At 72.8% G+C, this 25,019-nt stretch carries 23 protein-coding genes; 10 read left to right on the top strand and 13 right to left on the bottom strand.

Annotated elements, in window-relative coordinates; all coding sequences use genetic code 11:
* Both H305_RS0111945 and H305_RS0111950 read right to left on the bottom strand, forming a co-directional pair.
* Positions 1–1,569, bottom strand: a complete 1,569-nt coding sequence (locus H305_RS0111945) for a class I adenylate-forming enzyme family protein (RefSeq protein WP_028800582.1) — start codon at positions 1,567–1,569, stop codon at positions 1–3.
* Between the two features lie 40 nt (positions 1,570–1,609).
* On the bottom strand, positions 1,610–2,161 hold the full coding sequence (locus H305_RS0111950) for an SRPBCC family protein (protein ID WP_028800583.1): 552 nt from the start codon (positions 2,159–2,161) through the stop codon (positions 1,610–1,612).
* 225 nt (positions 2,162–2,386) lie between these two features.
* Here H305_RS0111950 and H305_RS0111955 point away from each other — a divergent pair, with 225 nt between their 5' ends.
* Entirely contained in the window at positions 2,387–3,358 is a 972-nt protein-coding gene (locus H305_RS0111955; RefSeq protein WP_028800584.1) for an NADPH:quinone reductase, read from the top strand.
* Positions 3,359–3,540: 182 nt separating this feature from the next.
* On the opposite strand, the gene H305_RS0111960 is transcribed toward H305_RS0111955, so the two are convergent.
* The 4 genes from H305_RS0111960 to H305_RS0111980 form a co-directional block, all read right to left on the bottom strand.
* Positions 3,541–4,797 (bottom strand): sensor histidine kinase, encoded by a 1,257-nt coding sequence (locus H305_RS0111960; protein ID WP_051370552.1) that lies wholly within the window; start codon positions 4,795–4,797, stop codon positions 3,541–3,543.
* Between the two features lie 560 nt (positions 4,798–5,357).
* Positions 5,358–5,750, bottom strand: coding sequence for a ribonuclease domain-containing protein (locus tag H305_RS0111970; RefSeq protein WP_028800586.1), 393 nt, complete (start codon positions 5,748–5,750; stop codon positions 5,358–5,360).
* An 86-nt stretch (positions 5,751–5,836) separates the two neighbouring features.
* Positions 5,837–6,742 carry a DMT family transporter gene (locus H305_RS0111975; RefSeq protein ID WP_028800587.1) on the bottom strand — a complete coding sequence of 302 codons (906 nt, stop codon included), beginning with the start codon at positions 6,740–6,742 and terminating at the stop codon, positions 5,837–5,839.
* A gap of 230 nt (positions 6,743–6,972) precedes the next feature.
* On the bottom strand, positions 6,973–7,791 hold the full coding sequence (locus H305_RS0111980; protein WP_028800588.1) for an AIM24 family protein: 819 nt from the start codon (positions 7,789–7,791) through the stop codon (positions 6,973–6,975).
* Between the two features lie 97 nt (positions 7,792–7,888).
* Between H305_RS0111980 and H305_RS0111985 the strand changes: the two genes are divergently transcribed.
* Positions 7,889–8,650, top strand: a complete 762-nt coding sequence (locus tag H305_RS0111985) for an SDR family oxidoreductase (protein WP_028800589.1) — start codon at positions 7,889–7,891, stop codon at positions 8,648–8,650.
* 168 nt (positions 8,651–8,818) lie between these two features.
* Here H305_RS0111985 and alc read toward each other — a convergent pair whose 3' ends face one another.
* Positions 8,819–9,934, bottom strand: a complete 1,116-nt coding sequence (gene alc, locus H305_RS0111990; protein ID WP_028800590.1) for an allantoicase — start codon at positions 9,932–9,934, stop codon at positions 8,819–8,821.
* A gap of 55 nt (positions 9,935–9,989) precedes the next feature.
* Complete coding sequence (gene allB / locus H305_RS0111995) at positions 9,990–11,312, bottom strand: allantoinase AllB (RefSeq protein ID WP_037763567.1); 1,323 nt, start codon at positions 11,310–11,312, stop codon at positions 9,990–9,992.
* Positions 11,313–11,678: 366 nt separating this feature from the next.
* On the opposite strand from allB, the gene H305_RS0112000 reads away from it, so the two are divergent.
* On the top strand, positions 11,679–12,482 hold the full coding sequence (locus H305_RS0112000; RefSeq protein WP_028800592.1) for an IclR family transcriptional regulator: 804 nt from the start codon (positions 11,679–11,681) through the stop codon (positions 12,480–12,482).
* Positions 12,483–12,518: 36 nt separating this feature from the next.
* On the opposite strand, the gene H305_RS0112005 is transcribed toward H305_RS0112000, so the two are convergent.
* Positions 12,519–12,833, bottom strand: coding sequence for a DUF5955 family protein (locus H305_RS0112005; RefSeq protein WP_078629005.1), 315 nt, complete (start codon positions 12,831–12,833; stop codon positions 12,519–12,521).
* 211 nt (positions 12,834–13,044) lie between these two features.
* Between H305_RS0112005 and H305_RS0112010 the strand changes: the two genes are divergently transcribed.
* Complete coding sequence (locus H305_RS0112010) at positions 13,045–13,644, top strand: nucleotidyltransferase family protein (RefSeq protein WP_028800594.1); 600 nt, start codon at positions 13,045–13,047, stop codon at positions 13,642–13,644.
* 222 nt (positions 13,645–13,866) lie between these two features.
* Positions 13,867–15,501 carry a malate synthase A gene (gene aceB / locus H305_RS0112015; RefSeq protein ID WP_028800595.1) on the top strand — a complete coding sequence of 545 codons (1,635 nt, stop codon included), beginning with the start codon at positions 13,867–13,869 and terminating at the stop codon, positions 15,499–15,501.
* 3 nt (positions 15,502–15,504) lie between these two features.
* On the opposite strand, the gene H305_RS0112020 is transcribed toward aceB, so the two are convergent.
* From H305_RS0112020 to H305_RS0112030, 3 genes are read right to left on the bottom strand one after another with little or no spacing between them, the layout of a single operon-like run.
* Positions 15,505–15,786 carry a SelT/SelW/SelH family protein gene (locus H305_RS0112020; protein ID WP_037763571.1) on the bottom strand — a complete coding sequence of 94 codons (282 nt, stop codon included), beginning with the start codon at positions 15,784–15,786 and terminating at the stop codon, positions 15,505–15,507.
* Entirely contained in the window at positions 15,783–16,697 is a 915-nt protein-coding gene (locus H305_RS0112025; protein ID WP_028800597.1) for a HipA family kinase, read from the bottom strand. Before H305_RS0112025 ends, H305_RS0112020 begins: the two co-directional genes overlap by 4 nt.
* Before the next feature lie 22 nt (positions 16,698–16,719).
* Complete coding sequence (locus tag H305_RS0112030; RefSeq protein ID WP_028800598.1) at positions 16,720–18,258, bottom strand: IucA/IucC family protein; 1,539 nt, start codon at positions 18,256–18,258, stop codon at positions 16,720–16,722.
* A gap of 93 nt (positions 18,259–18,351) precedes the next feature.
* Between H305_RS0112030 and H305_RS0112035 the strand changes: the two genes are divergently transcribed.
* The 3 genes from H305_RS0112035 to H305_RS0112045 are packed head-to-tail and all read left to right on the top strand — an operon-like array spanning position 18,352 to position 22,066.
* Entirely contained in the window at positions 18,352–19,935 is a 1,584-nt protein-coding gene (locus H305_RS0112035) for an IucA/IucC family protein (protein ID WP_028800599.1), read from the top strand.
* 32 nt (positions 19,936–19,967) lie between these two features.
* Positions 19,968–21,230 carry a VWA domain-containing protein gene (locus tag H305_RS0112040; protein WP_028800600.1) on the top strand — a complete coding sequence of 421 codons (1,263 nt, stop codon included), beginning with the start codon at positions 19,968–19,970 and terminating at the stop codon, positions 21,228–21,230.
* Positions 21,230–22,066 carry a hypothetical protein gene (locus H305_RS0112045; RefSeq protein ID WP_028800601.1) on the top strand — a complete coding sequence of 279 codons (837 nt, stop codon included), beginning with the start codon at positions 21,230–21,232 and terminating at the stop codon, positions 22,064–22,066. Before H305_RS0112040 ends, H305_RS0112045 begins: the two co-directional genes overlap by 1 nt.
* Positions 22,067–22,349: 283 nt before the next feature.
* Here the strand turns inward: H305_RS0112045 and H305_RS0112050 are convergent, their stop codons facing one another.
* On the bottom strand, positions 22,350–22,976 hold the full coding sequence (locus H305_RS0112050) for a winged helix-turn-helix transcriptional regulator (protein WP_028800602.1): 627 nt from the start codon (positions 22,974–22,976) through the stop codon (positions 22,350–22,352).
* Between the two features lie 84 nt (positions 22,977–23,060).
* Here H305_RS0112050 and H305_RS0112055 point away from each other — a divergent pair, with 84 nt between their 5' ends.
* Both H305_RS0112055 and H305_RS45575 read left to right on the top strand, forming a co-directional pair.
* Positions 23,061–24,269: a pyridoxal phosphate-dependent aminotransferase gene (locus tag H305_RS0112055; RefSeq protein WP_028800603.1), complete on the top strand. Its 1,209-nt coding sequence runs from the start codon at positions 23,061–23,063 to the stop codon at positions 24,267–24,269.
* A gap of 83 nt (positions 24,270–24,352) precedes the next feature.
* Positions 24,353–25,003 carry a histidine phosphatase family protein gene (locus H305_RS45575; protein ID WP_051370536.1) on the top strand — a complete coding sequence of 217 codons (651 nt, stop codon included), beginning with the start codon at positions 24,353–24,355 and terminating at the stop codon, positions 25,001–25,003.
* Positions 25,004–25,019: the final 16 nt, after the last annotated feature.

Below are 25,019 nucleotides of genomic sequence, written 5' to 3' on the forward strand. Positions count from 1 at the left end.
TCAGCCGCCCTGGTTCGTGAGGACGCGCGCCAGTTCCAGGCGCTTGATCTTCGTGGTGGCCGTCTGCGGCAGATCGGCGAGCCGCCACTGGACGGGGTCCGCCATGGGCGGCAGGCCCTCGGCCGCGGACCGCCATGCGTCGAGGTCCAGCGGTACGTCGTCCTTGGTGCACACCACGGGGACGGCCGTGCCGTTCGCGCCGGGGATGATGATGACCTCGGCGAGGTCGTCGAGCCGGGCGAACAGGCGGTCCTCGGCGGCCAGCGTGGAGCCGAAGCCCTCGATGACGTCGACCTCCCGGTCCAGCAGGTGCAGACAGCCCCACTTGGTGCGGTAGCCCACGTCACCCATGCGCCACCAGCCGCCGTCCGACAGCTGCTTGTCGTAGCGCTCCTGCTCGCCGAGGTAGGTGACGATGCGGCCGTCGCTCTTGACCTCGATGAATCCGGGGTTGTCCTTGGACGGCGGCCGGCCGTTGCGGCTGACGACGCGGACGTCGGTCATGCCGGGGAACGGCATGCCCACGCAGCGCCCGTCGGCCTCTTCGGGCCGGCGCCTGCTGAAGGAGCGCACCACGGCGGGGCCGATCTCGCTCTGTCCGTAGAGCTGGCCGAAGACGGGGGCCCGGCGGTCGGTGGCGGCCAGCAGCCGCCGCACGGTGCGGGGGTGGATGGCGTCGAAGGTGCTGCTGTACAGCTTGACGTTGGACAGCGGGCGGCGCGGGTCGTCGGCCAGCTCCTCCCATTTCATGAAGGAGTTGGGGTGCGCCTCCAGGATTCCCGGCCGCAGCTGCGCGAACAGGCCCCCCACGTGTGCCGGGTCGGAGTCGGCGAGCACGACGACGGGGAATCCGCGGTGCAGCGAGATCGCGAGTGCCGTGAAGAGCCGCGAGTGCACGAACGACACGTGCAGGGCGATCGTCTCGCGACCGCGGACGAGCGGGCCGACGACGGAGGCCTGCGGCCGGTAACGCGCTTGCAGGGTCCGCCCGGTGTGGACGGCCAGCTTCGGCGTGCCGGTGGTCCCGGAGGTGTGCGTGATGAGCGTCGGGTGCTCGGGCGGCATGGTCACCGGCGCGACCCGCTCGACGCCCTCGAAGTCGGCGAGCGGGGTGGCCGCCGGGTGCGTGCCGGAGGTCAGCAGCACGGCGGAGGCCAGCCCGACGACCGAGTCGGGCAGTTCCTCCTCCAGCTTCGCCCGGTCGGTGACGAGGTAGGGGCGGTCGGTGCGCCGCACCAGTTCGGTCACCGTCTCGCCGTCGAGCTTCGGCGACAGCAGCACCGGTACGGCACCGATCCGGGCCGTGGCACAGGCGAGCAGGGTGATGTCGAATCCGTCGGACTTGTAGATGACCACCCGGTCTCCGGGCCTGACCCGTGCCGCCCACAGCCGGGACGCGAAGTCGTCGATCACGTCGGCGACTTCGGCGACCGTGGCGCGGCGCCCGAGTCCGGGCGCGATGTCGAGGTCGTGGTCGAGTATCAGTACGTTCGCGGGGTGCCGGGCGGCCGCTCGCTCGAAGAGCGTCCCGAGCCGGATTCCCCGGTTTCCTATCCGTTGCAGCAACACGTGCTCGCCCTCTCCTACCCAGGCTCAACAGGCTCGGAATTCAGCTCTTGAATTCGCCTTCGATGACGTCCTTGATGCGCTTCACGGTCGCCGCCAGGTCCTTTTCCAGCTTGGCGCCCCAGTCGGCGAAGAACTTCTGCTTCTGCTCCGCGTCCATCTCTGCGGTGATCCCGCGGATTCCCTCCGTGGCGGCGCCCATCCGGAAGTGGTGGACCAGCCGGCTGCCGGTGCCGTCGGGCTCGATGTCGAAGGTCCAGACGCTCTCCTGAGCGCGTCCCGCCGAGTCCTGGATCGCCCAGGAGAACGTGGCGCCGGGCTCCGCGGCGATGACCTCGGACCGGGTGCTCCAGGCGCCGCGTACGACGGGCGCCCAGGCCACCACGTCCTTCTCACGGTGGTTCTCACCGCGGAAGACGGCGCCCACGGTGGCGGGCTCACCCTCCACCCACTCGCCTCCGACGCACTCCTCGCTCCAGTCGCCGCTGCGGCCGAGGTCGCTGACGACGGAGTAGACCTGGAGGGGCGTGGCGTCGACGAGCACGTCGGCCGCGGCGCGGAACAAGGGGGTCCCCCCCGGGACTTTCTCACTCACGGTGTTGTCACCCACGGTCTTGTCTCTCCCGGTGTTGTCGGCTGATGCCCGGAATGCTGCGCCGCTCGGGGAGCGCGGGCAAAAGTGCCCGTGCGGGTCCGTCAAGTCCGCGGTGCTTCCGGGTTCCTCGTCTTCGGAGTGCGGCGGGAGGGAATTGCGGCCGACTTGACGAAGAACGCGCGCTTTCCGCCCGGGTGCGCCCACCCGGTGGAAGAATCCATGGCCATGCGTGCCGCTTATGCCGAACAGCTCGGCCCACCCGACGTCATTCGCTACGGAGAGCTCGCCGCACCTGTGCCGGGCCCGGGCGAGGTACTCGTCGACGTGCGGGCCACCACGGTCAACCCCGTAGACACCTTCGTGCGTTCAGGGGTGTTCCGTACGCCGCTGGAGTTTCCCTTCGTCGTCGGGCGCGACCTGGTGGGCACGGTCGCGACGCCGGGCGGCGGCTTCTCGGTCGGTGACGCCGTGTGGTGCAACAGCCTCGGGCACGGCGGGCGTCAGGGTGCGGCGGCCGAGCAGGCCGTGGTGTCCGTGGACCGGCTGTACCCGTTGCCGCCCGGCGTGGATCCCGAGGTCGCCGTGGCCGTGGTCCACCCGGCCGCGACCGCGTATCTCGCCCTGTTCACGCACGGCTGCCTGGAGTCCGGCGAGACCGTGGTGGTCGGCGGCGCGGCGGGGAACGTGGGGGCCGCGCTGGTCGTCCTCGCGGTCCGTGCGGGTGCCCGTGTCATCGCGACGGCGTCGCCCCGTGACCATGACTACTGCCGAGGCCTGGGCGCCGCGGAGGTCGTGGACTACCGGGATCCGGATCTCACGGGGCGTCTGTCGCGGCTGGCCCCCGACGGGGTCGGCCTGCACGTCGACACCTCCGGTCACAACGACCTCGCCTCGGCCGTCGCGCTGCTCGCGCACCGCGGCCGTGTCGTCCTGCTCGCGGGGGCGAAGGACGAGCCGGTGCTGCCGGTGGGGCCGCTCTACATGAAGGACGCGTCCGTGCGGGGGTTCGCGATCTCCCACGCCACGCCGGCCGAGCTGGCGTCGGCGGCGGGCGCCATCAACGACCTGCTGCCCGCCGGTCTGTTGCGTCCGCGGAGCACGGAGGTGCTGCCGCTGAGTGCGGCGGCGGAGGTGCATCGGCGCATGGAGCGGGGTGAACTCCACGGACGCAGGGTGATCCTGCGTCCGGGCGCCTGACACCCCGGGGGCTCCGCCCCCGGACCCCTGGGTCGGCCTGAAAGGCCTCGTCCTCGAACGCCGCACGGGCTGGAGCCTCACCCCTGGCCCGGCGCCCACGTACGCCCCTGGCCAGGCCCCCGTGGCTCCGCCCCCAGCCCCCTCGCGTCGGGCTGAACGGCCCCGTCCTCAGTAACCGCACGTCAGGCGGGCCAGGGCAGCCAGGCCCGGACGTGGAAACCGCCGTCGCCCTCGGCTCCGTGCTCCAGTCGGCCGCCCGCGAGGGTGGCGCGTTCGGTGAGGCCGATCAGGCCCTGGCCGGAGCCGGGCACGAGCGGGACGTCGCCCGGCGGGGCGGGGTTGCGGACGGACAGCGTCAGGCCGTCGCCGGCCGCGCCCGACATCGCCACCGTCACCTCCGCGCCGGGCGCGTGCTTGCGGGCGTTGGTGAGTCCTTCCTGGGCGATCCGGTAGGCGGTGCGTCCGACGGACGCGGGCACGGTGGCCGGGTCGACGACGCGGTTGTCGAGGGCCACCTTCATCCCGGCCGAACGGGACTCGGTGACCAGCGCGTCCAACGCTGCCAGCGTCGGCTGCGGTCGCCCGGCCTCGTCGGAGTTCCCCGCGCGCAGCACCCCGATGATCTCGCGCAGGTCCTGAAGCGCCTCGTGGGCGCTCTCCCGGATCACGCCTGCCGCCCGCGCGACCTCCTCGTGGGGCGCGTCGGGCCGGATCTCCAGGGCGCCCGCGTGCACGCTGAGCAGGGTGAGCCGGTGCGCGAGCACATCGTGCATCTCGCGCGCGATCGCCTCGCGGGCGAGCCGCTGGGCCTGCTCGGCCCGCAGTTCCGCCTCCGTCTCGGCGCGCCGGGCCCGGTCCCGCAGGCTCTGCATGAGCTGACGCTTGGAGCGGACGAACATGCCCCAGCCGACCACCGTGGCGGTCAGCAGGGCGCTGACGGCGATCGCGGCGAGGTACGGCAGATCGGGGTCGGGCCGCAGCCAGAAGTACAGCGGGAGCAGCGCGAGCTGGAGACCGGCGAGCGTGCCGACGTACTTGAAGGGCCGGTGCACGGCGAGCGTGAAGAGGGCGACCAGTCCGGCGCCGCCCGCCGTGGTGGAGACCAGCCCGACGGCGAGAAGGGCGATGGCGAGCCCCAGCGGCCACCGACGCCGCAGCCAGACCGCCCCGCAGGCCAGGGCGCCGAGCACCTGGTCGACGACGGCCAGGGCGTGGGGGGTGTTCGGGTCCTTGGTCAGCGTGTTCGCGGCGGCGAGACCGATGGCCAGGGCGAGCAGGAAACAGCCGAAGTCGACGATCCAGTCGCGTACGGTGCGCCGCGGCCGTCCGGAGCGGGCCGGGCGGCCGGCGTCGAGGTCCAGCTCCGCGATCACCGTCGACGGGAGCAGCCAGCGCCGGGCGGACAGAGTGCGCAGCGAGGACACCGGCTGCGGGGCCAGGCCCTCCGAAGTCGTCGTCGCCCCGTGCGGCGCCGTCTTCGCGGCCTGGGGGCGGGGCGTGGCCGTCCGCCCCGGTACGTCGTGCGCCGGCCGCGCCGGATGGTCACCGTTCACGGTCGACAAATCTACGCAGGCTCGCCCGGTGCCTCCGCATCGCGACGGCGATCGTCGACCAAAGTCGCGGCCCTTCAGACTTTCGGTGCTCCGGTGCGGCGGGGTCCTCGGACTCGGGACGGGCAGGGCTCGCCCCACGGCCGATGGTCGTGGGGAGGCCGTGGGGCGAGGGTCGTCCCATGAAGCGGATTCTCGAAGTGCTCGGTTTCATGGCCCTGGCCCAGGGCGTCCTGGGCCTGGTACCGGCGATCACCGGCCGGCTGCACGTGTCGGGAGTGTGGGGGGGTGGTGCGCCGGCTCGGTTTCCTCGACGGCTACGAGGTGTACGCGAGCGTCGCCCTGATCGTGCTCTCGGTCGCGCTGTTCGCCGCGGCGGAGAGCCGGAAGTCCGGCTGATCGCGGACCGGACTTCCGGCGGGCCGGGTCACCCCGAAAGCACGGGCGGTTCAGCAGCCGAAGTCGACCAGCCTGAACGTCGCGTAGTGGTCCGAGGTGTAGTAGTCCTCCTGGGTCTCCTGGCCGGTGACGATGCGACGGGCGCCGCGGGTGGGGGAACCGGGCGTGATGACCGTGTACTCGTGGTAGTAGCCGGAGGACCGGGAAGGCAGCACACCCTCGCGGTTCTGGAAGACGGTCCCGTCCTGGGGGTACGGGAAGGGGCCGCCCGCGTCGATCAGGTCCAGGGTGTCGTGCGCCTGTGCCGGCAGTGCGCCGTAACAGACGCTGCCGACGGCCGTGGTCGCGGCGTCGGCGGGGGCCACCGCGGTGCCGCCGAGGAGCAGGGCGGACATGAAAGAGACGAGCGTGCCGATGCGGGTGATTCGTGGGGGGAATCTCATGCCTTCAGGATGACGCGCGTAGAGCATGGCATGTCAATGTCAAGGAAACGGTTTTCTCCCGCCGAGTCCGATGATTTTTCCGGGAGTCAACCTGGCGGCCGGCGTCCCCACGCGGTCCCCACGAGCACCAGGACGCCGCCCGCCAGGCCCGCCGCGCCGAGCCGCTCCCCGCCGAGGGCGATGCCGGCCGCGGCGGCCCACAGGGGCTCCGTCCCGAGCAGCAGGCTCACCCGGGACGGCGAGGTCCGGCGCACCGCCCACATCTGCACGAAGAAGGCGAACAGGGTGCAGAACGCGGAGAGGAACAGCAGCCCGGCCCACTCCCGTGCGCCGAAGCCCGCGGCGGTGCTCCAGGGGGTGGCGTCGGCGCCGGTCGACAGCAGCGCGAACACCGCGACGGCCGCGCCCAGTTGGACGGTGGTCAGCGGCAGGGCGTCGGCCCCCTGCACGGCCTTGATGCGGGACATGGCGAGCACGTGGACGGTCCGGGCGAGAGCGGCGAGCAGCATCAGCAGGTCGCCGGCGGACGGCCGGGTGAAGCCGCCGCCCTGGGTGAGCAGCACCACGCCGAGCATGGAGACACCGGCCGCGGCGAGGAACGAGCGCGAGGGACGCACCCGGGTGACGGCCGCTTCGGCGAGCGGCGTGAAGATCATGGTCAGGCTGATGATGAGGCCCGCGTTGGTGGCCGAGGTGTGGACGACGCCGTACGTCTCCAGGAGGAAGATCCCGCCCAGGATCAGCCCGAGCAACGCCGCGCCGCGCCACTGCGCCGCGGTCAGGGCCCTCAGCGCGCGCCGTCCCGCGATCACCAGCACCGGCAGCACGACCGCGAACCGCAGCACGAGGACGGCGATCACCGTCCGCGCGGTGGTGATGTCCTTCGCCGCGAGATAGCTGGCGCCCCACACCACGGCCACCAGCAGGACGGGCAGGTCGGTGAGCCAGGCGCGGCGGGGCGCGAGCGCGCCGGGTACGGCGATCGACGACATGGGAGCGGTCTCCAGCGGTCACGGGCGGGCGTGGAGACGTCGACGGCTGCCACGGGGACGATCACCGTACCGGCGGGGGTGCGTGGGGACTACACCGATTCGTCACGCGGATGCCGGGTGGCGGCGGAGGCGACACCGCCTGGTAGCTCCCGTATGCGGACGGCCGTTGCGCTCGTACGTGGGATGGCGCCGCCGGAGCCCGACTGCCGCCGGCGTGCCGGAGGCGTGCGTCAGCCCGCGTGCGTCGAGAACAGGCCGCCCGTCGGCCCCTGCTTGTCCCCGCCCTGGGCCTTCTTCAGGGCGTTGGCGAGGCCCTCGATGGTCAGCGACTGGAGGATCACCCGGCCGCTGCCCTCCAAGGTGGCCAGGGACAGGCCCTCGCCGCCGAACACGGCGTTCATCAGCCCCTGCCGGTTCAGGCCCCCGACGCGCTGGACGCCGTACCGGATGCCCTCCTCGAAGGCGACGACACAGCCCGTGTCGACCTCGATGCGCCCGCCGAAGTCGGCCGGGTCGAGGTCGATGAAGTTGCCCGCGCCCGCGATGATCACCGTGCCCTGTCCGGTGAACTTCTCCAGCACGAATCCCTCGCCGCCGCTGCGGCCGGTCCGGCCGCCCTGGAAGGCGATGCCGAACTCGACGCTCGACTCCGCGGCCACGAAGGCGTCCTTCTCCGCGAACCACGCGCGCGTGCCGTCGAGTTCCAGGGCGCGCATCTCACCGGGGAGCACGCCCGCGAAGCCGACGGTGCCCTCGCCGCCCGTGCAGGTGAAGTACTGGAAGGCCAGCGACTCGCCGGCGAGTGCGCGCTGGCCGACCTGCATGGCCGTGCCCATGGCCTGGCGGAGCATGCCGCCCATGCCCGAGCCGCCGTTGCCGGCCGGCGGGGCGCCCCCGCCTCCGGAGGGCCCGGAGAGGCGGGTCTCCATGGTCACGTTCGCCGTCTTGAAGAGGAATTTTCCAGCCTCGCAGTACACGGTCTGGCCGGGGCGCAGGTTGACGACCGCCATCTGCATGGCGTTGCCGACGATCTTTTGCTGAAGAGTCACGAGGGGAGAACGCAAAAAGCGGAGGAAAGAGTTCCGCTTCGAGCACGGTGTCCGTTCGCCGCCAGCACCCGGGCGCCGGGCCCGCTGGGATGGACGCATGACCACACGGGAAACGACTGATCTGGCAATGAACGGCAAGGTGGCCCTGGTGACCGGCGGCAGCCGTGGCATCGGCGCGGCGACGGCGGTACGGCTCGCCCGGGAGGGCGCGGACGTGGCCCTCACGTACGTCCAGGGCAAGGAAGCGGCGGCTGATGTCGTCCGGGTCGTCGAGGCGCTGGGGCGGCGCGGGATCGCCCTGCGGGCGGACTCGGCGGACCCCGCGGAGGCGGCCGGAGCGGTGGGCCGCGCCGCGGAGGCGCTCGGCGGTCTCGACGTCCTGGTGAACAACGTGGGCGTGGGGGTCCTCGGCCCGCTCGACTCGCTGTCCCCCGCGGACGTGGAACGCGTACTCGCCGTCAACGTCCGCGGAGTCTTCCTGGCCTCCCAGGCCGCGGCAGCGCGGATGGGCCGTGGCGGCCGGATCGTGACCGTCGGCACCTGCATGACCCAGCGAGTGCCGGGACCCGGCGGGACGCTCTACGCGACCGGCAAGTCGGCCCTGATCGGGCTCACCAAGGCACTGGCCCGGGAGCTGGGTGACCGCGGGATCACCGCGAACATCGTGCATCCCGGACCGATCGACACGGACATGAACCCCGCCGACGGCCCCTACGCGGCGGGCCAGGCCGCGATGACCGCGCTGGGCCGCTTCGGCACGGCCGACGAGGTGGCCTCGGCGATCGCTTATCTGGCCGGGCCGGAGGCGGCCTACGTCACGGGGGCCGAGTTCTCGGTGGACGGGGGCCACGCGGCGTAGCGGCTGCCGTCTTCCCCGCGCCGCGCATGCCGGCGGTCGAGTCCTGCGCCCACTTGCGCGGTGCGGGGGTCCGGGCCGGTGCCCGGCGACGAAGGAGCGCCCTGCCCGCAACAGGGCGGCCACCCCGCCGGCGCACGGGGACCGGAAGAGACGGAGGAGGGGCCGGAGTCAGCCGCCCAGCTCCTGGTGACGGGCGGCCAGCCGCGCCGCGCCCTCCGGCGTCAGTGACCCGAACAGCCGCAGCCGCGAGATCCCGCCGTCGGGGAAGATGTCCACGCGCGCGTGGGTGGCGACGGCGGGGGCGTCCAGGACGAACCGGTGGTTCGTGTCGGGCTGGAGGCGGGTCCGCGGCAGCACCTCCACCCACTTACCCTCGGCCCCGTCCCGTACGGACACCGACGCCCAGCCGGCGCTGTTGCCCTTCAGGTACGCCGTGTCGATCTCGATCGCCCGGATCTCGGACTGCCCGGTGAGCCGGTAGCTGATCCAGTCGTTCCCGTCGTCCCGGCGGCGCCGCGTCTCCCAGCCGTCGTCCATCTTGCGGGAGCGCCCCGGCTGGATGGTGTTGGTGGCGGGCGAGTAGAAGAGGTTCGAGGCGTCCTCGACCTGGCCGCCGTTCTCCAGCGCCACCACGTCGAAGGTGCCGAGGACCGACAGCCAGCGCGGATCGGGCACGACCTCGCCGTACACCCGCAGCCGGGCGATGCCGCCGTCGGGGTGCTGGTTGACCCGCAGGTGCGTGAAGCACTGCTCGGCCGAGACGGCGAAGCCGTTCGCCGCGTGACCGCCGACGGGGGTGCGTGTGACGAGGGCCGTCCACTTCACGTCGTCGGCGAGGAGCTCCGCCGGCGACGGGGAACCGGGCACGCACGCGCCCTCGACCGACACCGCCTGCGGGTAGTTGCCGCGGAAGTGGGCGGTGTCCACGACGATGCCGCGGACGACGCCGGGCGCGCCGAGTCGCACGAGCGCCCAGTCGTGGTCCTGCGCCGTCGGCCACGGGTGCTCGGCCGAGACGCCGCGGCGGCGCCGCGTCTCCCAGCCGTCCATGATCTTGCCCTTGTGGCCGAAGTGCTCGGGGTCGAACTCGGCGGCTGTGGGCACCAGAAGGTTCTCGCGCTGGGCGAAGAACTCGTCGTTGGCGGCGACCACACCCGCGCCGAGCTGCCGGTCGGCGAGGTTGGCGTACTGGGTGAAGGGGAAGTCGGCGGTGCGGTAGTCCGCGTACGGGTCGCCGCCTCCGTAGGGGTTCGCGTCGCCGGTGAAGTGAGGAATCGCCGTCACGATGATCAGGTCTGCCTTTCGGGATCGGCCGCTCGGGGTGCGGGGCTGGTGCGGGTCACGGCCGGCGGGAGAGCAGCCGGCCGGCCGGTGCGGTGAACTCGCCCCGGTCCACGATCCGCCGCCCGCGCAGCCAGGTGGACTTGACGACGCCGCTCAGGGTCCGGCCCGCGTAGGCGGTGACGCGGTTGCGGTGCTGGAGCGCGGCGGGGTCCACGGTGAAGGTCTCGTCGGGGGCGAGGACCGCGAAGTCGGCGTCGAGGCCGGGGGCGATGGCGCCCTTGCGGTCGTCGAGGCCGACCAGCCGGGCGGTGCTCGTGGACATCCAGCGGACCACGTCCTCCAGGGTGTGGCCGCGCCTTCGGGCCTCGGTCCACACCGCGGACAGGCTGAGCTGAAGACCGGAGATGCCGCCCCAGGCCGTCGCGAAGTCGTCGGTCTTCAGGTCGGCCGTGGAGGGCGAGTGGTCGGTGACGACGCAGTCGACGGTGCCGTCGGCGAGGGCCTGCCACAGCAGGTCCCGGTTGGCCGCCTCGCGGATGGGCGGACAGCACTTGAACTCGCTGGCGCCGTCCGGGACCTCCTCGGCGGTCAGCGTGAGGTAGTGCGGGCAGGTCTCGACGGTGAGCCGTACGCCGTCCGCCTTCGCGGCGGCGATCAGCGGCAGCGCGTCGCCGGACGACAGATGGAGCACGTGCACGCGCGCGTCCAGCCGCCGGGCCTGGGCGATGAGGTGCTCGATCGCGGTGTCCTCGGCGTCACGAGGGCGCGAGGCGAGGAAGTCGGTGTACTTGCGGCCGCCCTTCTGCGGGGCCGCGGCGAGGTGGTGCGGGTCCTCGGCGTGCACGATCAGGAGGCCGCCGAAACCGGCGATCTCGGCGAGCGACTGCGCGAGTTGTTCCTGGTCGAGCTCGGGGAACTCGTCGACGCCGGAGGGCGACAGGAACGCCTTGAAGCCGAAGACTCCCGCGTCGTGCAGGGGCCGCAGGTCCTTCACGTTGTCGGGCAGCGCCCCGCCCCAGAAGCCGACGTCGATGTGCGCCTTGGGGCGGGCGACGTCCTTCTTGGTGCGCAGGTTGTCCACCGTGGTGGTGGGCGGCAGGGAGTTGAGCGGCATGTCGACGAGAGTGGTGATGCCGCCCGCGGCCGCGGCGCGGGTCGCGGTCCAGAAGCCCTCCCACTCGGTGCGGCCGGGGTCGTTCACATGGACGTGGGTGTCGACGAGGCCGGGCAGCAGGACGTCGTCGCCGAAGTCCTCCAGCCGGGCGCCGTCCGGTACTTCCGCGTCGTGCGCGAGCACGGCCGTGATCGTGCCTCCGGCTACCGCGACCGTGGCGGCGCGCGTCCCTTCGGGAGTGATGACGCGCGTCGAGCGCAGCATCAGTTCGACCCCTCCGACACCAGACACCCGGACCCCTCTCTCTGCCGCTGCCGAACCGCCGCCGTCGTGGTGGCGCGGGTTTACTTCCACGTAACGGAATTCAACGATCTGTTGAAGGAGTCTTCCCCGCGGCCCATGTGCCGTCAAGAGCGCACACCTCCACTGTGCTCCCGGGGGCCCCACTCTGGATGTTTCCACAAAGCGGAAGTAGAATTCCAAAGAGCAGAACGTAGCTCTGCACGACGCGGGAGTCAATCAACCGCCGGGTAGGCTGCATCACTACCCTCCCGGCGCGCGCCGCCACCCTGCGAGAGGCCCGCCGCCGGGCCGACCCTGACGTTCCTGAGCCGTGAAAGGACCGCCGCCGTGCCGCCGTCCAGCGCCCGCACCACCGACGCCGCCAAATCGCCCGCTCCCAGTGGTGGCGTCCAGTCCCTCGAGCGCGCCTTCGACCTGCTGGAGCGCATGGCGGACGCCGGGGGCGAGGTCGGCCTGAGCGAGCTCTCCGCGAGCAGCGGACTGCCGCTGCCCACCATCCACCGGCTCATGCGCACGCTGGTGGTCTGCGGTTACGTGCGTCAGCAGCCGAACCGCCGGTACGCGCTCGGACCGCGCCTGATCCGCCTCGGCGAGTCCGCGTCCCGGCTCCTCGGCACCTGGGCCCGCCCCTACCTGGCGCGACTGGTCGAGGAGACCGGCGAGACCGCCAACATGGCCCTGCTCGACGGGGACGAGATCGTCTACGTCGCCCAGGTGCCGTCCAAGCACTCGATGCGCATGTTCACCGAGGTGGGGCGCCGCGTGCTGCCGCACTCCACGGGCGTGGGCAAGGCGCTGCTCGCGCACACCCCGGCCGGCGAGGTGCGCGCCCTGCTCGCCCGGACGGGCATGCCCGCCGCGACGGAGAAGACGATCACGACTCCGGACGGCTTCCTCGCCGCCCTGGAAGAGGTCCGGAGTCTCGGCTACGCGGTCGACGACAACGAGCAGGAGATCGGCGTCCGCTGCCTCGCGGTCTCCGTGCCCGACTCCCCGACCGCCGCCGCGATCTCCATCTCCGGGCCCGCGGGCCGTGTCACCGAGTCGGCCACCGAGAAGATCGTGCCCGTGCTCCAGCAGGTGGCGCAGGAGCTGTCGGAGGCCCTGGCCAGCTCGGGCCCGGCCGCCTGAGCCCCGGATCACGCTGCGGGGCACCCGCCCCGCGGCTCAGCGACGCGGCGGTTCCCCGAACAGTTCCACCGCGCTGCGCACGTCGGCCAGGCGGGTCGACAGGGCGCTGACCGAGCCGATCGCACCCGCGACCAGAAGCAGCGAGCGGCGCAGTCGAGGGGTCTCGGGGATGCCGCCGGCGGCCATCGCGGCGAGGGCCGCGAGCTCGTCCTCGGCGATGCCGCGGTCGGGGAACTCGGCCGGATGCGCGGCCAGTTCACGGCGCAGCCGGGAGACGGCGATGCGCAGTTCCGCCACCCTCGGGTCCTCGTCGCTGCCGGTCACTGCCCTCTGCCCCAAGCTCCGCAACACAGCTCTCCCCCTCACACGCCGTTGCGCGTCGATCGTCCTCACCAGGCCCCAGTTCCCCGTGGCGGTGGTCGGGCGCCGGGGGGACGCGGGTCAGTAAACGCCACCGCGTGCGCCGGGCGCCACTGCGCGGACCGAAATTCAGCCCTTGGGTATCGAACGGCCCGGCGGGGTTCCGGCGCGCGCTCCCGCCCCGCTCGGGTATGCAGGGAGCATGACGGACAACACGGACCAGGTCGTCGGACTGCTGCTCGCGGCCGGCGGCGGGCGCCGCCTCGGGGGGCGCCCCAAGGCGCTCCTGCGACACCGGGGACGGCCACTCGTCGAACACGCGGTCGAGGTCCTGCGGGCCGGCGGCTGCGCACGCGTCCATGTGGTGCTGGGCGCGCGGGCCGATGCCGTGCGGGCGCGGGCCGCGCTGCCCGGATGCGTCCTGGTGGACAACCCGGAGTGGGAGGAGGGCATGGGCTCCTCGCTGCGCGCGGGCCTCGGTTCGCTGGCGGACACGGGGGCGGGCGGCGCACTGGTGCTCCTGGTCGACCAGCCGGGGATCGGTTCGCAAGCGGTGGCCCGGGTCCTCGGCGCCTACACCTCCCCCCTCTCGCTCGCCGCCGCGTCCTACGACGGCGAACGCGGCCACCCCGTCCTCTTCGGAGCCGGGCACTGGGACGCCGTCGCGCGCAGCGCCACAGGCGACCGGGGCGCGCGCGCCTATCTCAAGGCCCATGAAGAGGCGATCACGCTGGTCGAGTGCGGGGACGTGGCCCAGGCGTACGACATCGACACCGCGGCCGACCTGGTCCACCTCGAGTGAACGGCGTGGCACCGAGCGCCACCTTGTGTCGACCCGGAGAATCTCGACATCAACAAACCATTGAACTTCCACCATGAGGAAACTAGTATCCACTGTTCAGAAGCGCCTGACCGCTCCGCGGGCACTCTTTGCCCCCTTCGCGCCGGTCGGCACCCAGTGCCACGGCCCGGTGGCGATGCACGTGGTTCGCTGAAACAGCTCCCCCGAAGGAAGTGACAGCTCATGTCCGCACCAGCGCCGTCCCCGCTGGCCATCGTCGACGCCGAGCCCCTGCCCCGGCAGGAGGAGGTCCTCACCGACGCGGCCCTCGCCTTCGTGGCCGAGCTGCACCGGCAGTTCACGCCCCGGCGTGACGAACTCCTCGCCCGCCGTGCGGAGCGCCGCGCCGAGATCGCCCGCACCTCCACCCTCGACTTCCTCCCGGAGACCGCCGCGATCCGCGCGGACGACTCCTGGCAGGTGGCCCCCGCCCCGGCGGCCCTGAACGACCGCCGCGTCGAGATCACCGGCCCCACCGACCGCAAGATGACGATCAACGCGCTCAACTCCGGTGCGCGCGTCTGGCTTGCGGACTTCGAGGACGCCTCCGCGCCGACCTGGGAGAACGTGGTCGTCGGCCAGCTCAATCTGATCGCCGCCTACACCCGCACCATCGACTTCACCGACCCGGCGTCGGGCAAGTCGTACGCCCTCAAGGCGAACGAGGACCTCGCCACCGTCGTCATGCGCCCGCGCGGCTGGCACCTGAGCGAACGCCACCTCGTGGACGCCGACGGCACACCCGTCCCGGGCGCCCTCGTCGACTTCGGCCTGTACTTCTTCCACAACGCCCAGCGCCTGCTGGACCTCGGCAAGGGTCCGTACTTCTACCTCCCGAAGACGGAGTCGCACCTGGAGGCCCGCCTCTGGAACGACGTGTTCGTCTTCGCGCAGGACTACCTCGGCATCCCGCAGGGGACCGTGCGCGCGACCGTCCTGATCGAGACGATCACCGCCGCGTACGAGATGGAGGAGATCCTCTACGAACTCCGCGACCACGCCTCGGGACTGAACGCGGGCCGCTGGGACTACCTCTTCTCCATCGTCAAGAACTTCCGTGACGGCGGCGCCAAGTTCGTCCTGCCGGACCGCAACGCGGTGACGATGACCGCCCCGTTCATGCGCGCGTACACCGAACTCCTCGTCCGTACCTGCCACAAGCGCGGCGCGCACGCGATCGGCGGCATGGCCGCGTTCATCCCCTCGCGCCGCGACGAGGAGGTCAACAAGGTCGCCTTCGAGAAGGTCAAGGCCGACAAGGACCGCGAGGCGGGCGACGGCTTCGACGGCTCCTGGGTCGCGCACCCCGACCTGGTCCCCATCGCGATGGCGTCGTTCGACGCGGTCCTCGGGGAGCGGCCCAACCAGAAGGACCGGCTGCGCGAGGACGTGTCCGTCGCCGCCGGTGACCTGATCGCCATCGACTCCCTCGACGCCAGGCCGACGTACGAGGGCCTGGTCAACGCGGTGCAGGTCGGCATCCGCTACATCGAGGCCTGGCTGCGCGGCCTCGGCGCGGTCGCCATCTTCAACCTCATGGAGGACGCGGCCACCGCCGAGATCTCCCGCTCCCAGATCTGGCAGTGGATCAACGCGGGCGTCGTCTTCGAGCACGACGGGAAGACCGTGGCGGCCACCCCGGAGCTGGCACGCCGGGTCGCCGCCGAGGAGCTCGCCCGCATCCGCGCCGAGATCGGCGAGGAGGCGTTCGCGGCGGGCAACTGGCAGCAGGCCCACGACCTGCTGCTCCAGGTGTCGCTGGACGAGGACTACGCGGACTTCCTGACGCTGCCGGCGTACGAGCAGCTCAGGGGCTGACGCTCACGCGGATCTGTCCGAGTGGCCCAGGGACCTTCCCGGGGCCACTCGGTCGCGTACGGCCTGCTTCACCGCGGTCGGCTCCGGGAAGCCCTGCTCGCGGCGGTCCCAGACCACCTCGCCGTTCACCCGGACCATGAAGACCCCGCCCGTGCCGGGCTTGAGGGCCAGCTCCGTCAGCTCGGTCTCGAAGGTCGTGAGGAGTTCCTGCGCCAGCCAGGCAGCCCGCGGCAGCCAGCGGCACTGGGTGCAGTACTCGATCTCCACGCGCTGGACACCGCTCATCCCAGGTGCACCGACCAATCCTGTTCCGCCGCCGGTTTGCCGTGCAGGTCGGGGACCCGCTTGAGCCAGTTGGGGCGGCCCTGCTGTGTCCTCGCCGCGCGCTGCGCCTCCTCGGCGGCGAGTTCCTCCCGGGTCGGGAAGTCGGTGGGCAGCCAGGCCGCGGACGCGGCCGCGCGCGCGTGGAGGTAGTCCACGTACGCCGTCCTGACCTCGTCGGGCGTCGCGAACCCCTCCTCGAGGGTCAGCCAGGCGTCCGGCACGGCCGCCGTGACGTCGCGGAGCAGCTCGCGCGTCACCCGTGGCGCCAGCTCGGCGTCGGCGGCCCGGGTGTCCGGCATGGAGTGGCCGAGGGCGTGGTGCCGGAAGTCGTAGGCCTTGGCGGGGTCGGAGGCGTCCCAGCGGTGGTGGAAGACGAGGGCCGCTCCGTGGTCGATCAGCCACAGCCGCGGGGGCGCGGTGCCGAACGTGGGCCAGACCATCAGGTTGGAGCTGTGGACCGTACGGTCCACGTTCACGGTCAGCGCGTCGAGCCAGACGATCCTGCCCGCCTCCAGGGCGTCGACCGGGAACCTCTTCGCGACCTCCGGCGTGAAGTCCTTCGCGCCCGGCAGGAAGTCCATGCCGAGGTTGAGGCCCGCGCTGGCGCCGTGCAGGTCCCGCACTTCCTGGTGCGGTTCGGAGTCGGCGATCGCGGGGTCGAAGTGGACGAGGACCAGTTCCGGGAAGCGCAGCCCGAGCGCACGGGCCAGCTCGCCGACGATCACCTCGGCGACCAGCGCCTTGCGGCCCTGCGCGGAGCCGGTGAACTTCACGACGTACGTCCCCAGGTCGTCGGCCTCGACGACCCCGGGCACGGAGCCGCCCGCCCTCAGCGGGGTCACGTATCGAACAGCGGTCACGTCGCGCAGCACACCCGCCAGGGTAAGTCAGCGCTCATCCGGCGAGCGGGTTGGGCAGCGGCACGTACCGGGCGTCCGCGCCGTCCGCGCCGGTCCACCGCAGGAGCAGGTTCGTCTTGCCGGGGACGGTGGGCGCCGCGAGCAGGCCGGCGATCTCGGGCAGGCCGTGCTCCGTGTCGTAGCGGATCAGCTCCTCCCGGACCGCGGGCCACGGGTCCAGGCCGGGGTGCCGCTCGGCGAGCAGCGCGGCCAGCTCGGCGAGGTGGTTGACGAGCAGGCAGTACACGAGCCTTTCCCAGCCCGCCTCGCGCGTCACGGCGGGCAGCAGCTTCACGCCCTCCGCGTCCCGGAAAAGCGCCTGCACGGGGGTCCCCGCCGCGTCCACGGCCACCAGCACGTTCTGCAGGTGGGCCTCGACGACGACGCCGTGGCGCGCGAACGCGTGCAGCACGGGCGGCACGACATGGCGCAGATACGCGGCCCACCAGGCAGACGGATCGGCGAGCCCGTCCAGGGGGCTGCCGCCGAAGCCCTCCACCAGGGCGGCGGCGAGCAGCGGGGTCGCGCCGGGCACGAGCCGGCCGCGCAGTCCGTCCCGGACGAGGACGGCGAGTTCCTCGAAGGCGAAGTCGGCGGTGCGGTAGCCGCGGTCGCTCAGCCAGGCGGCGGGGCCGGGTCCCGCGAACGCAGCGGCGGTGGCCGCGTCGGTGCCGCGCATCTTCAGCAGGTCGTGCCGCCACAGCCGGCGGATGTCGTTGGTGATGCGCACGTCGAGGCTGAACTTCACGAACAGGTCGTCCTCGGGCGCGTACAGCGTGCGGATCGCCGCCGTCGGCCGGAGCGGGCGCGGGGTGCGTCCGACGCGCAGCAGCCGGCCGTCCCGGAACGCGGCCCGGATCTCCGGGCGGGCGCCGACCAGGCCGAGCTGCCAGGGATGGGCGGGCAGCAGCCGGTAGCCGGGCGGGGCCTGGCCGAAGCCGTCGAGTGCCGTCGTGTCGCCGTCCTCGACGACGGCGTCCTCGCGCACGGCGAGGAGTTCGAGCGGGAAGCGGGCGTACGCCTCGGGCGCGTACGGCAGCCAGTCGGCGGCCGGACCGCCGCCGCGCGCCTTCGGTGCCGGATGGTGGGGATGCCCGGTGATCAGGGACTGCTCGGAGCGCAGGTACGGATCGCCGGGCGGTGTCGCGCGCCGCCGCGCGGTGAGCAGCGCGGCGACGGTGTCGCGGCTGTCGGCCATCTCCGCGGGCAGTTCCGAGTTGGACAGGCCGGTGGCGCGGCGCAGTTCCTCGGCGGTCAGTCTGACCAGTTCGGCATGGGTGAGCCGGTGCCAGGCACCGGCGGCGCGCACCTCCGGCCGCGCGGGCCGCCGCGCGCCGCGTACCCGCAGCAGCCTGCCGCCCGCCTTCAGGCGGTACACACCGGGGTCCTCCGCGGGCTCCGCCACCTCCCGCAGGAGACAATTCAGCAGGGGCGCCACGGCGTACGCGTCGGCGGCCTCCCCGACATCACTGCCGCCAGGTTCCTCCCCGGCGAGTGACGGGAGCGGGGGCGGCAGGGAGTCCACTCGGTCCATTCGCTTCATTCGTTCCATACGGTGCACTGGTGATCAGTATGTCTGCTGCCCTGGACGACCGCGACGCGGTCCCCGTACCCGAGGAGCCCGCCCGTGCACCGTCCCCTCACGCCCGAGGCCTCGCCCGCCGGCGGGCCGAGCGCCGTGCGCCCCGAGCTGTCGGCGCCGTACGCGCGGGCGCTCCCCGGCGCCAGGGCGGCGGTGCTGACCCGTCTGTGGCGTGCGCTGGCGTACGAGCCGCTGCCGTGGATCGCGGGCCGCGAGCCGGGGCGTGACGGTCTCACGGTCCGGCTGGCCGACGGCCGGCGGCTGCACGGCCCGCACCCGGACCCGTACGCCGTCACCGGGTACGTCGGCGAAGTGCGGCTCGACGGGCGGCCGTACGACCGGCCGGACCGGCTCGTCGAGGCGCTCCGCGTGCCGCACGGCCCCGCCTTCGCCGCCGAACTCGCCGACAGTGTCGCGTCCTTGGCGCTGTCCCGGGCAGGACAGACGGCGTTCGGCACGGCCGACGGGCCGGCGCCCGGTGACGCCGCCGGCCCGGGCCCCGCGGACGGCGGCGCGTGCGGACCCGCCGAGCACCCGGCGGCGGGCTGGAAGTGGGAGCAGCGGGTCGTCGACGGGCACCCGTACCACCCCAACTGCCGTTCCCGGCCCGGCTTCTCCGTGGCCGAGCAGCTCGCGTACGCGCCGGAGCACCGGCCGGTCGTGGAACTGGGTCTGATGGCCGCCGACGGCTGTCTGGTCACCGGCGAGTGGCCGAAGTGGCTGCGGGACGGCGAGCGCGTCCTGATCCCCGTCCACCCCTGGCAGGTGGCGCACGTGCTGGACGGGCCGGTCCAGGAGGGTTTCGCCGCACACCCGTTGATGTCCCTGCGTACGCTCGCCCTGCCGGACGGCCCGCACGTCAAGACCGCGCTGAGCGCCCGGCTGACGTCCTCGGTGCGCGACATCTCCGTGTACTCGGTGGAGACCGCCGCGACGGTCTCGGCGTTCATGGAGTCGGTGGCCCGCCGTCTGGACGCTCCGCTGCACATCACCCGGACGCTGGGCGCGGCCGGCGCGCACAGCCCCGATCTGGCGGCGGTGCTGCGGGAGTCGCCCGACCGGTACGCGTCCCCGGGCGAGCAGATCGTCCCGGTGGCCGCCCTCCCGCTGACGGGCCTGCCCGAACGGTCCTCCTGGCTGGCCGATTTCACCCGCCTCGTGCTCACGACCGGGCTGCGGCTGCTCGATCTGGGCGTGGCCCTGGAGGCGCACGGCCAGAACCTGCTCGTCGTCCTCGACGGCGCGGGCGCCCCGGTCCGGCTGGTCTACCGTGACCTCGCCGACATCCGGATCAGCCCGGCGCGCCTGGCCCGGCACGGCATCCCGGCGCCCGCGCTCTCCGGCCGCGTCGTCACGGACGACGAGACCGCCCTGCGACGCAAGCTGTTCGGCTCCCTCGTGGGTGGCGCGCTGGGCGCCACGGCGGGCTCGACGGACGCGCTGCGCGGAGCGCTGGAGGCGGTCGCCGGTGATCTGCCGCGCACCGCGGACCGCGCCGCCCTGCTGGGCGAACCGCTGCCCACCAAGGCGCTGACCCTGATGCGGCTCTCCCCGCGTACCTCCGGCGACCTGTGGACACAACTGCCCAATCCGCTCACCGGATCCGGCCCCGGCACCCCCTCGTTTTGAAGCGCGACACCTTTGATCAATAGGATCCGCCGATGATCACAAGACAACGGCTGGCGGCGGGCCTGTGCGCCCTGCTCGCCACCCTGACGGCGGGGGTCGCCTTCCCGGCCGGAGCGGTCGCCGACGAAACGGCCCAGGCCGCCCCCAAGGTCGAACTGGTGCTGGACGTCAGCGGTTCGATGCGGGCCCGGGACATCGACGGCGGCTCGCGGATGGCCGCGGCGAAGCAGGCGTTCAACGAGGTGCTCGACGCGACGCCACAGGAGGTGCAGCTCGGCATCCGTACGCTCGGCGCCAACTACCGCGGCGACGACCGGAAGACGGGCTGCAAGGACACGGCGCAGCTGTACCCGGTGGGCACACTGGACCGCACCGAGGCGAAGACGGCTGTCGCGACCCTCACGCCCACCGGCTGGACGCCGATCGGCCCCGCCCTGCTGAAGGCGGCCGACGACCTCGACGGCGGTGACGGCACCCGCCGTATCGTGCTGATCAGCGACGGCGAGGACACCTGCCAGCCGCTCGACCCGTGCGAGGTGGCGCGCGAGATCTCGTCCAAGGGCATAGGCCTGACCATCGACACCCTGGGACTGGTGCCCGACGCGAAGACGCGCGACCAGCTCAGCTGCATCGCCGACGCCACCGGCGGCACCTACACCTCCGTCCAGCACAAGGAGGAACTGGCCGACCGGGTCGGGCAGTTGGTGGACCGGGCCGCCGATCCGGTGGTGACGCCGGTCGCCGTGGAGGGTGCCGCCGAGTGCGCGCAGGCCCCGGCTCTCAAGTCGGGTCTCTACACCGACCGCGAGGAGTTCACCAAGCACCGCTGGTACCGCGTCGAGGTCGAGCCGGGCCAGGAGCTGCGGGCCTCGGTCAGCGTCGCCGCCGACCGCGCGGTCGCCCCTGACTACGGGGTGCTGCTGCGGGCCGTCACGGTGCACGGGCGGGAGATCGTCCGCGGCGAGGCCGCGGGCAACGGCCGTACCGACGCCATCTCGACCGGGCTGCGCTACCCGAAGGCCGAGAGCGACGACGAGGACGCCACCGCCGAGGTCGTGTGCCTCCAGGTGTCGAACTCCTTCTCGGCCGCAGCGGGTGTGAAGACCACTCCCGGACTGCCGCTGGAACTGACCGTCGACGTCGTCGACGGGCCCGACCAGGCGGGCGACGTCGCCTCGTTCGGTCTCGGGCGCGGCTGGTGGCTGCTCGGCGCCCTGGTGCTCACCGGCTTCCTCGCGGGTGTGCTGTGGGGCTGGATCTCGCGCTGGCGTGTCGCGGTCTGGAGGACCAACTGATGCGTATTCGACGTGTGCTGACCACGGCACTGTTCCTGCTCGGGGCCGCCGCTCCCGCCGCGCTCGCGGTGGCGGCACCCGCCGTCGCCGACTCCTCGCCCTCGCCGAGCGCGTCGGGCGACGACGGCGCGCCCACCGAGGCCGGTACGTCCTTCCGTACGGCGACGGAGATCGAGCAGGGGCAGCGGGCCACCGCCGGCGCCTCCACGGGCGACTACCTGTACTGGTCCTTCCCGGCGGACGCCGGACAGCGGCCCACCGTGAAGGCGACGGTGAAGCTGCCCGGGTCCGCCGCGCGCAGCGCCGCCGAGACGTGGCAGATCGACGTGTACGACGGGCTGCGGCGCCGGCAGGCCTGCCAGTACGGGGCGCAGACGCGGACGGCGGCGGCCGGCGCGGCCTCCGTGGAGCTGTCCTGCACGCTGCGTACGGTGCGTGCCTGGTCGGAGACCTGGGCCAACGACCCGCTGCCGGGCACGTACTACATCCGGCTCACCGCCACGGGTCTGCCGGCGTCCGGTCTCGGCCTGCCGGTGAACGCCGAGGTCGAGGTGGGCTCCAAGGACATCGGCGGCGCGGCGGCGGTCGACGGTTCGCTCGCCGAGCCGCTGGTGCCGGGCATCGCGGCCACGGGCGGGAAGTCCGACGAGGACTCCGACTCGCCGACGGCCGTGCTGTCCTCGATCGAGCCCGACGACGGCTGGGCCTCGGGCTGGTGGTCGGACCGCTGGGTGTGGACCGCGCTCGGCGGTGTTCTCGCGGCGCTCGCCGGCATCGGCGGTTACGCGCTGACCCGGGGCGCGGGGCGGCCGTCGCGGGTGCCGCCGGGCGCCTGACGCACCGTCGGAACCACCTGAGGGGCCCGCCGTACCTCACCGGTACGGCGGGCCCCGTTCGGTCTCGGGCGCCGGCCCGGCCTCCGGCTGTGCCCGGGACCGCGGGTGGTGACCGCCTCCGAACTCCCGCGACCGGGCCTCACGACCGCCGCCGAGGCCCCGCACCGCCCCGGCCCGCCCGGGTACGGACCGGCACCGCGGGCAGCCTCCCGCGGTGCCGGTCTCCGGCGGCGGTGGTGCGGCAGCGGCCCCGCCCGGAGGCCCGCGCGGCACGGGAGGCCCGTCAGTCCTCGCGGAGCGCCTTGGCCGTTGCGCCGTCTCCCGTCACCTCGATGCGCCCCCGCCGGACGGCTTCCCGCAGACCCAGCGCGCCACGGCTCACGGCCTCGCAGGTCTCACTGTCGAGTGTCAGGCGCGCGTCCGGCTCGCCGTGGGCGGGGCCCTCCCCGTAGACCGGCCCCTCGGCGGTGCCCAGCCACATGTGGAACACGCCTTCGTCCAGGCGCACTTCGACCAGGCCGTCCCCTTCCAGGGCGCGCAGCAGCGGCAGCGCGAACCAGTGCGCCCGCACCGCGTCGGTGGGTCGCCGCTCGTCCAGCACGGGCGCGCCCCACTCCCCCAGTGCCTGGAGCACGGGGAGCAGGTCACGGCCCCGGCGGGTGAGTTCGTAGACGTACGCCGCGCCCGGCGGGGGCAGGCGCCGTCGTGTGGTCAGCCCGTCGCGCTCCATGTCCTTGAGCCGGGAGGCGAGGACGTCCGTGCTCACGCCGGGCAGATCGGCGTGCAGGTCGGTGTAGCGGCGCGGTCCGCCGAGCAGCTCACGGACGATCAGGAGGGTCCACCGGTCACCGACGGCGTCGAGCGCACGGGCGGCGGAACAGTACTGGTCGTAGCTTCGACGAGGTGACATGCGGCGCAGTCTAGCCATCTTGTTGGACTTTCCAAGCGCACACTTGGTAAAACCAAGCAACACCACGAACCGGAGGGCGCACGCATGGAGTTCCGGCAGTCGAGCAAGCTCAGCGAAGTCTGTTACGAGATCCGCGGCCCGGTGATCGAGCACGCCGACGCACTGGAGGCGGCGGGCCACAGCGTGCTGCGCCTGAACACCGGCAACCCGGCGCTCTTCGGCTTCGAGGCGCCGGAGGAGATCCTCCAGGACATGATCCGGATGCTGCCCCGGGCGCACGGCTACACCGACTCGCGCGGCGTCCTGTCCGCGCGCCGCGCCGTCGCCCAGCGCTACCAGGACCGCGGTCTCGACGTCGGCGTGGACGACGTCTTCCTCGGCAACGGCGTCTCCGAACTGGTCTCCATGGCCGTGCAGGCGCTCGTCGAGGACGGCGACGAAGTCCTCATCCCCGCTCCGGACTTCCCGCTCTGGACCGCCGTCACCACACTCGCGGGCGGCAAGGCGGTGCACTACCTCTGCGACGAGCAGTCCGACTGGTACCCGGACCTGGCGGACATGGAGGCGAAGATCACCGACCGTACCCGGGCCGTCGTGATCATCAATCCCAACAATCCCACCGGCGCCGTGTACCCGAAGGAGATCGTCGAGGGCATCCTCGACCTGGCCCGCCGTCACGGGCTGATGGTGTTCGCCGACGAGATCTACGACCAGATCCTGTACGACGACGCCGTGCACCACTCGGCCGCCGCACTCGCCCCCGACCTGGTGGTCCTCACCTTCTGCGGGCTGTCCAAGACCTACCGGGTCGCCGGCTTCCGCTCCGGCTGGCTCGTCGTCACCGGCCCCAAACAGCACGCCCGCGACTATCTGGAGGGCCTGACCATGCTGGCCTCCATGCGGCTGTGCGCGAACGCCCCCGCCCAGTACGCCATCCAGGCCGCGCTCGGCGGCAGGCAGTCCATCCACGAGCTCACGGCGCCGGGCGGACGGCTGCGCGAACAGCGCGACCGGGCCTGGGAGAAGCTCAACGAGATCCCGGGCGTCTCGTGCGTCAAGCCGAAGGGCGCTCTCTACGCGTTCCCGCGGATCGACCCAGAGGTGCACAGGATCCACGACGACGAGAAGTTCGTCCTCGACCTGCTGCTGCGCGAGAAGATCCAGGTCGTGCAGGGCACCGGATTCAATTGGCCGCGCCCGGACCACTTCCGCATCCTGACCCTGCCGCACGCCGACGACCTGGAGGCGGCGATCAGCCGGATCGGACGCTTCCTGAGCGGGTACCGCCAGTAGGGCCGACCGGCGCAGCCGGTGCTGCGCCCGCCGCCGGCCGGTGACACCGTACGGAGGGACGGCGGGACAGAAAGGGTTCGGCGATGGGTGACCTCCTTCTCGTACGGCACGGTGAGACCGAGTGGTCCTTGTCCGGGCGGCACACCGGGTCCACCGACATCCCGCTGACCGACCGGGGCCGGGAGCAGGCGCGCAAGCTGGCCCCGCTGGTCGCCCGGCACCACATCGCCGCGGCCTTCGTCAGCCCGATGCAGCGGGCCCGCGAGACGGCCTCGCTGGCCGGGGTCGACGGCGCCGTGGTGGACGCCGACCTCTCCGAGTGGGACTACGGCGGCTACGAGGGGATCACCACCGTCGAGATCCACCGCAGCAGGCCCGACTGGTTCCTGTTCACGGACGGCGTCGCGGCCGGCCCGCCCGAGCACCCCGGGGAGAGCCCGGACGAGGTCGGGACGCGCGCCGAGCGCATGCTCGCCAGGATCGACGCGGCGCTCGCGGAGTCGGAGGGCAGCGTGGTCGTGTTCTCGCACGGGCACTTCCTGCGGGTGCTGACGGCGCGGCGGCTGGGGCTGCCCGCCCAGGCGGGGGCGCTGTTCCAGCTCGGCACCGGCACGATGAGCCGGCTCAGCACGGAGCACCGCCGCCATGTGGTGGCCGGCTGGAATGTCAGACCCGACGCGTACTGTTCCCATGGGCCTCTCTCCCCTGCCGGACAGGGGCCCACGGAGCACTGACCGGCGGTGGAGCACC

It is taken from the genome of Streptomyces sp. 142MFCol3.1, from assembly GCF_000424945.1.
Classification (GTDB): Bacteria; Actinomycetota; Actinomycetes; order Streptomycetales; family Streptomycetaceae; genus Streptomyces; species Streptomyces siamensis.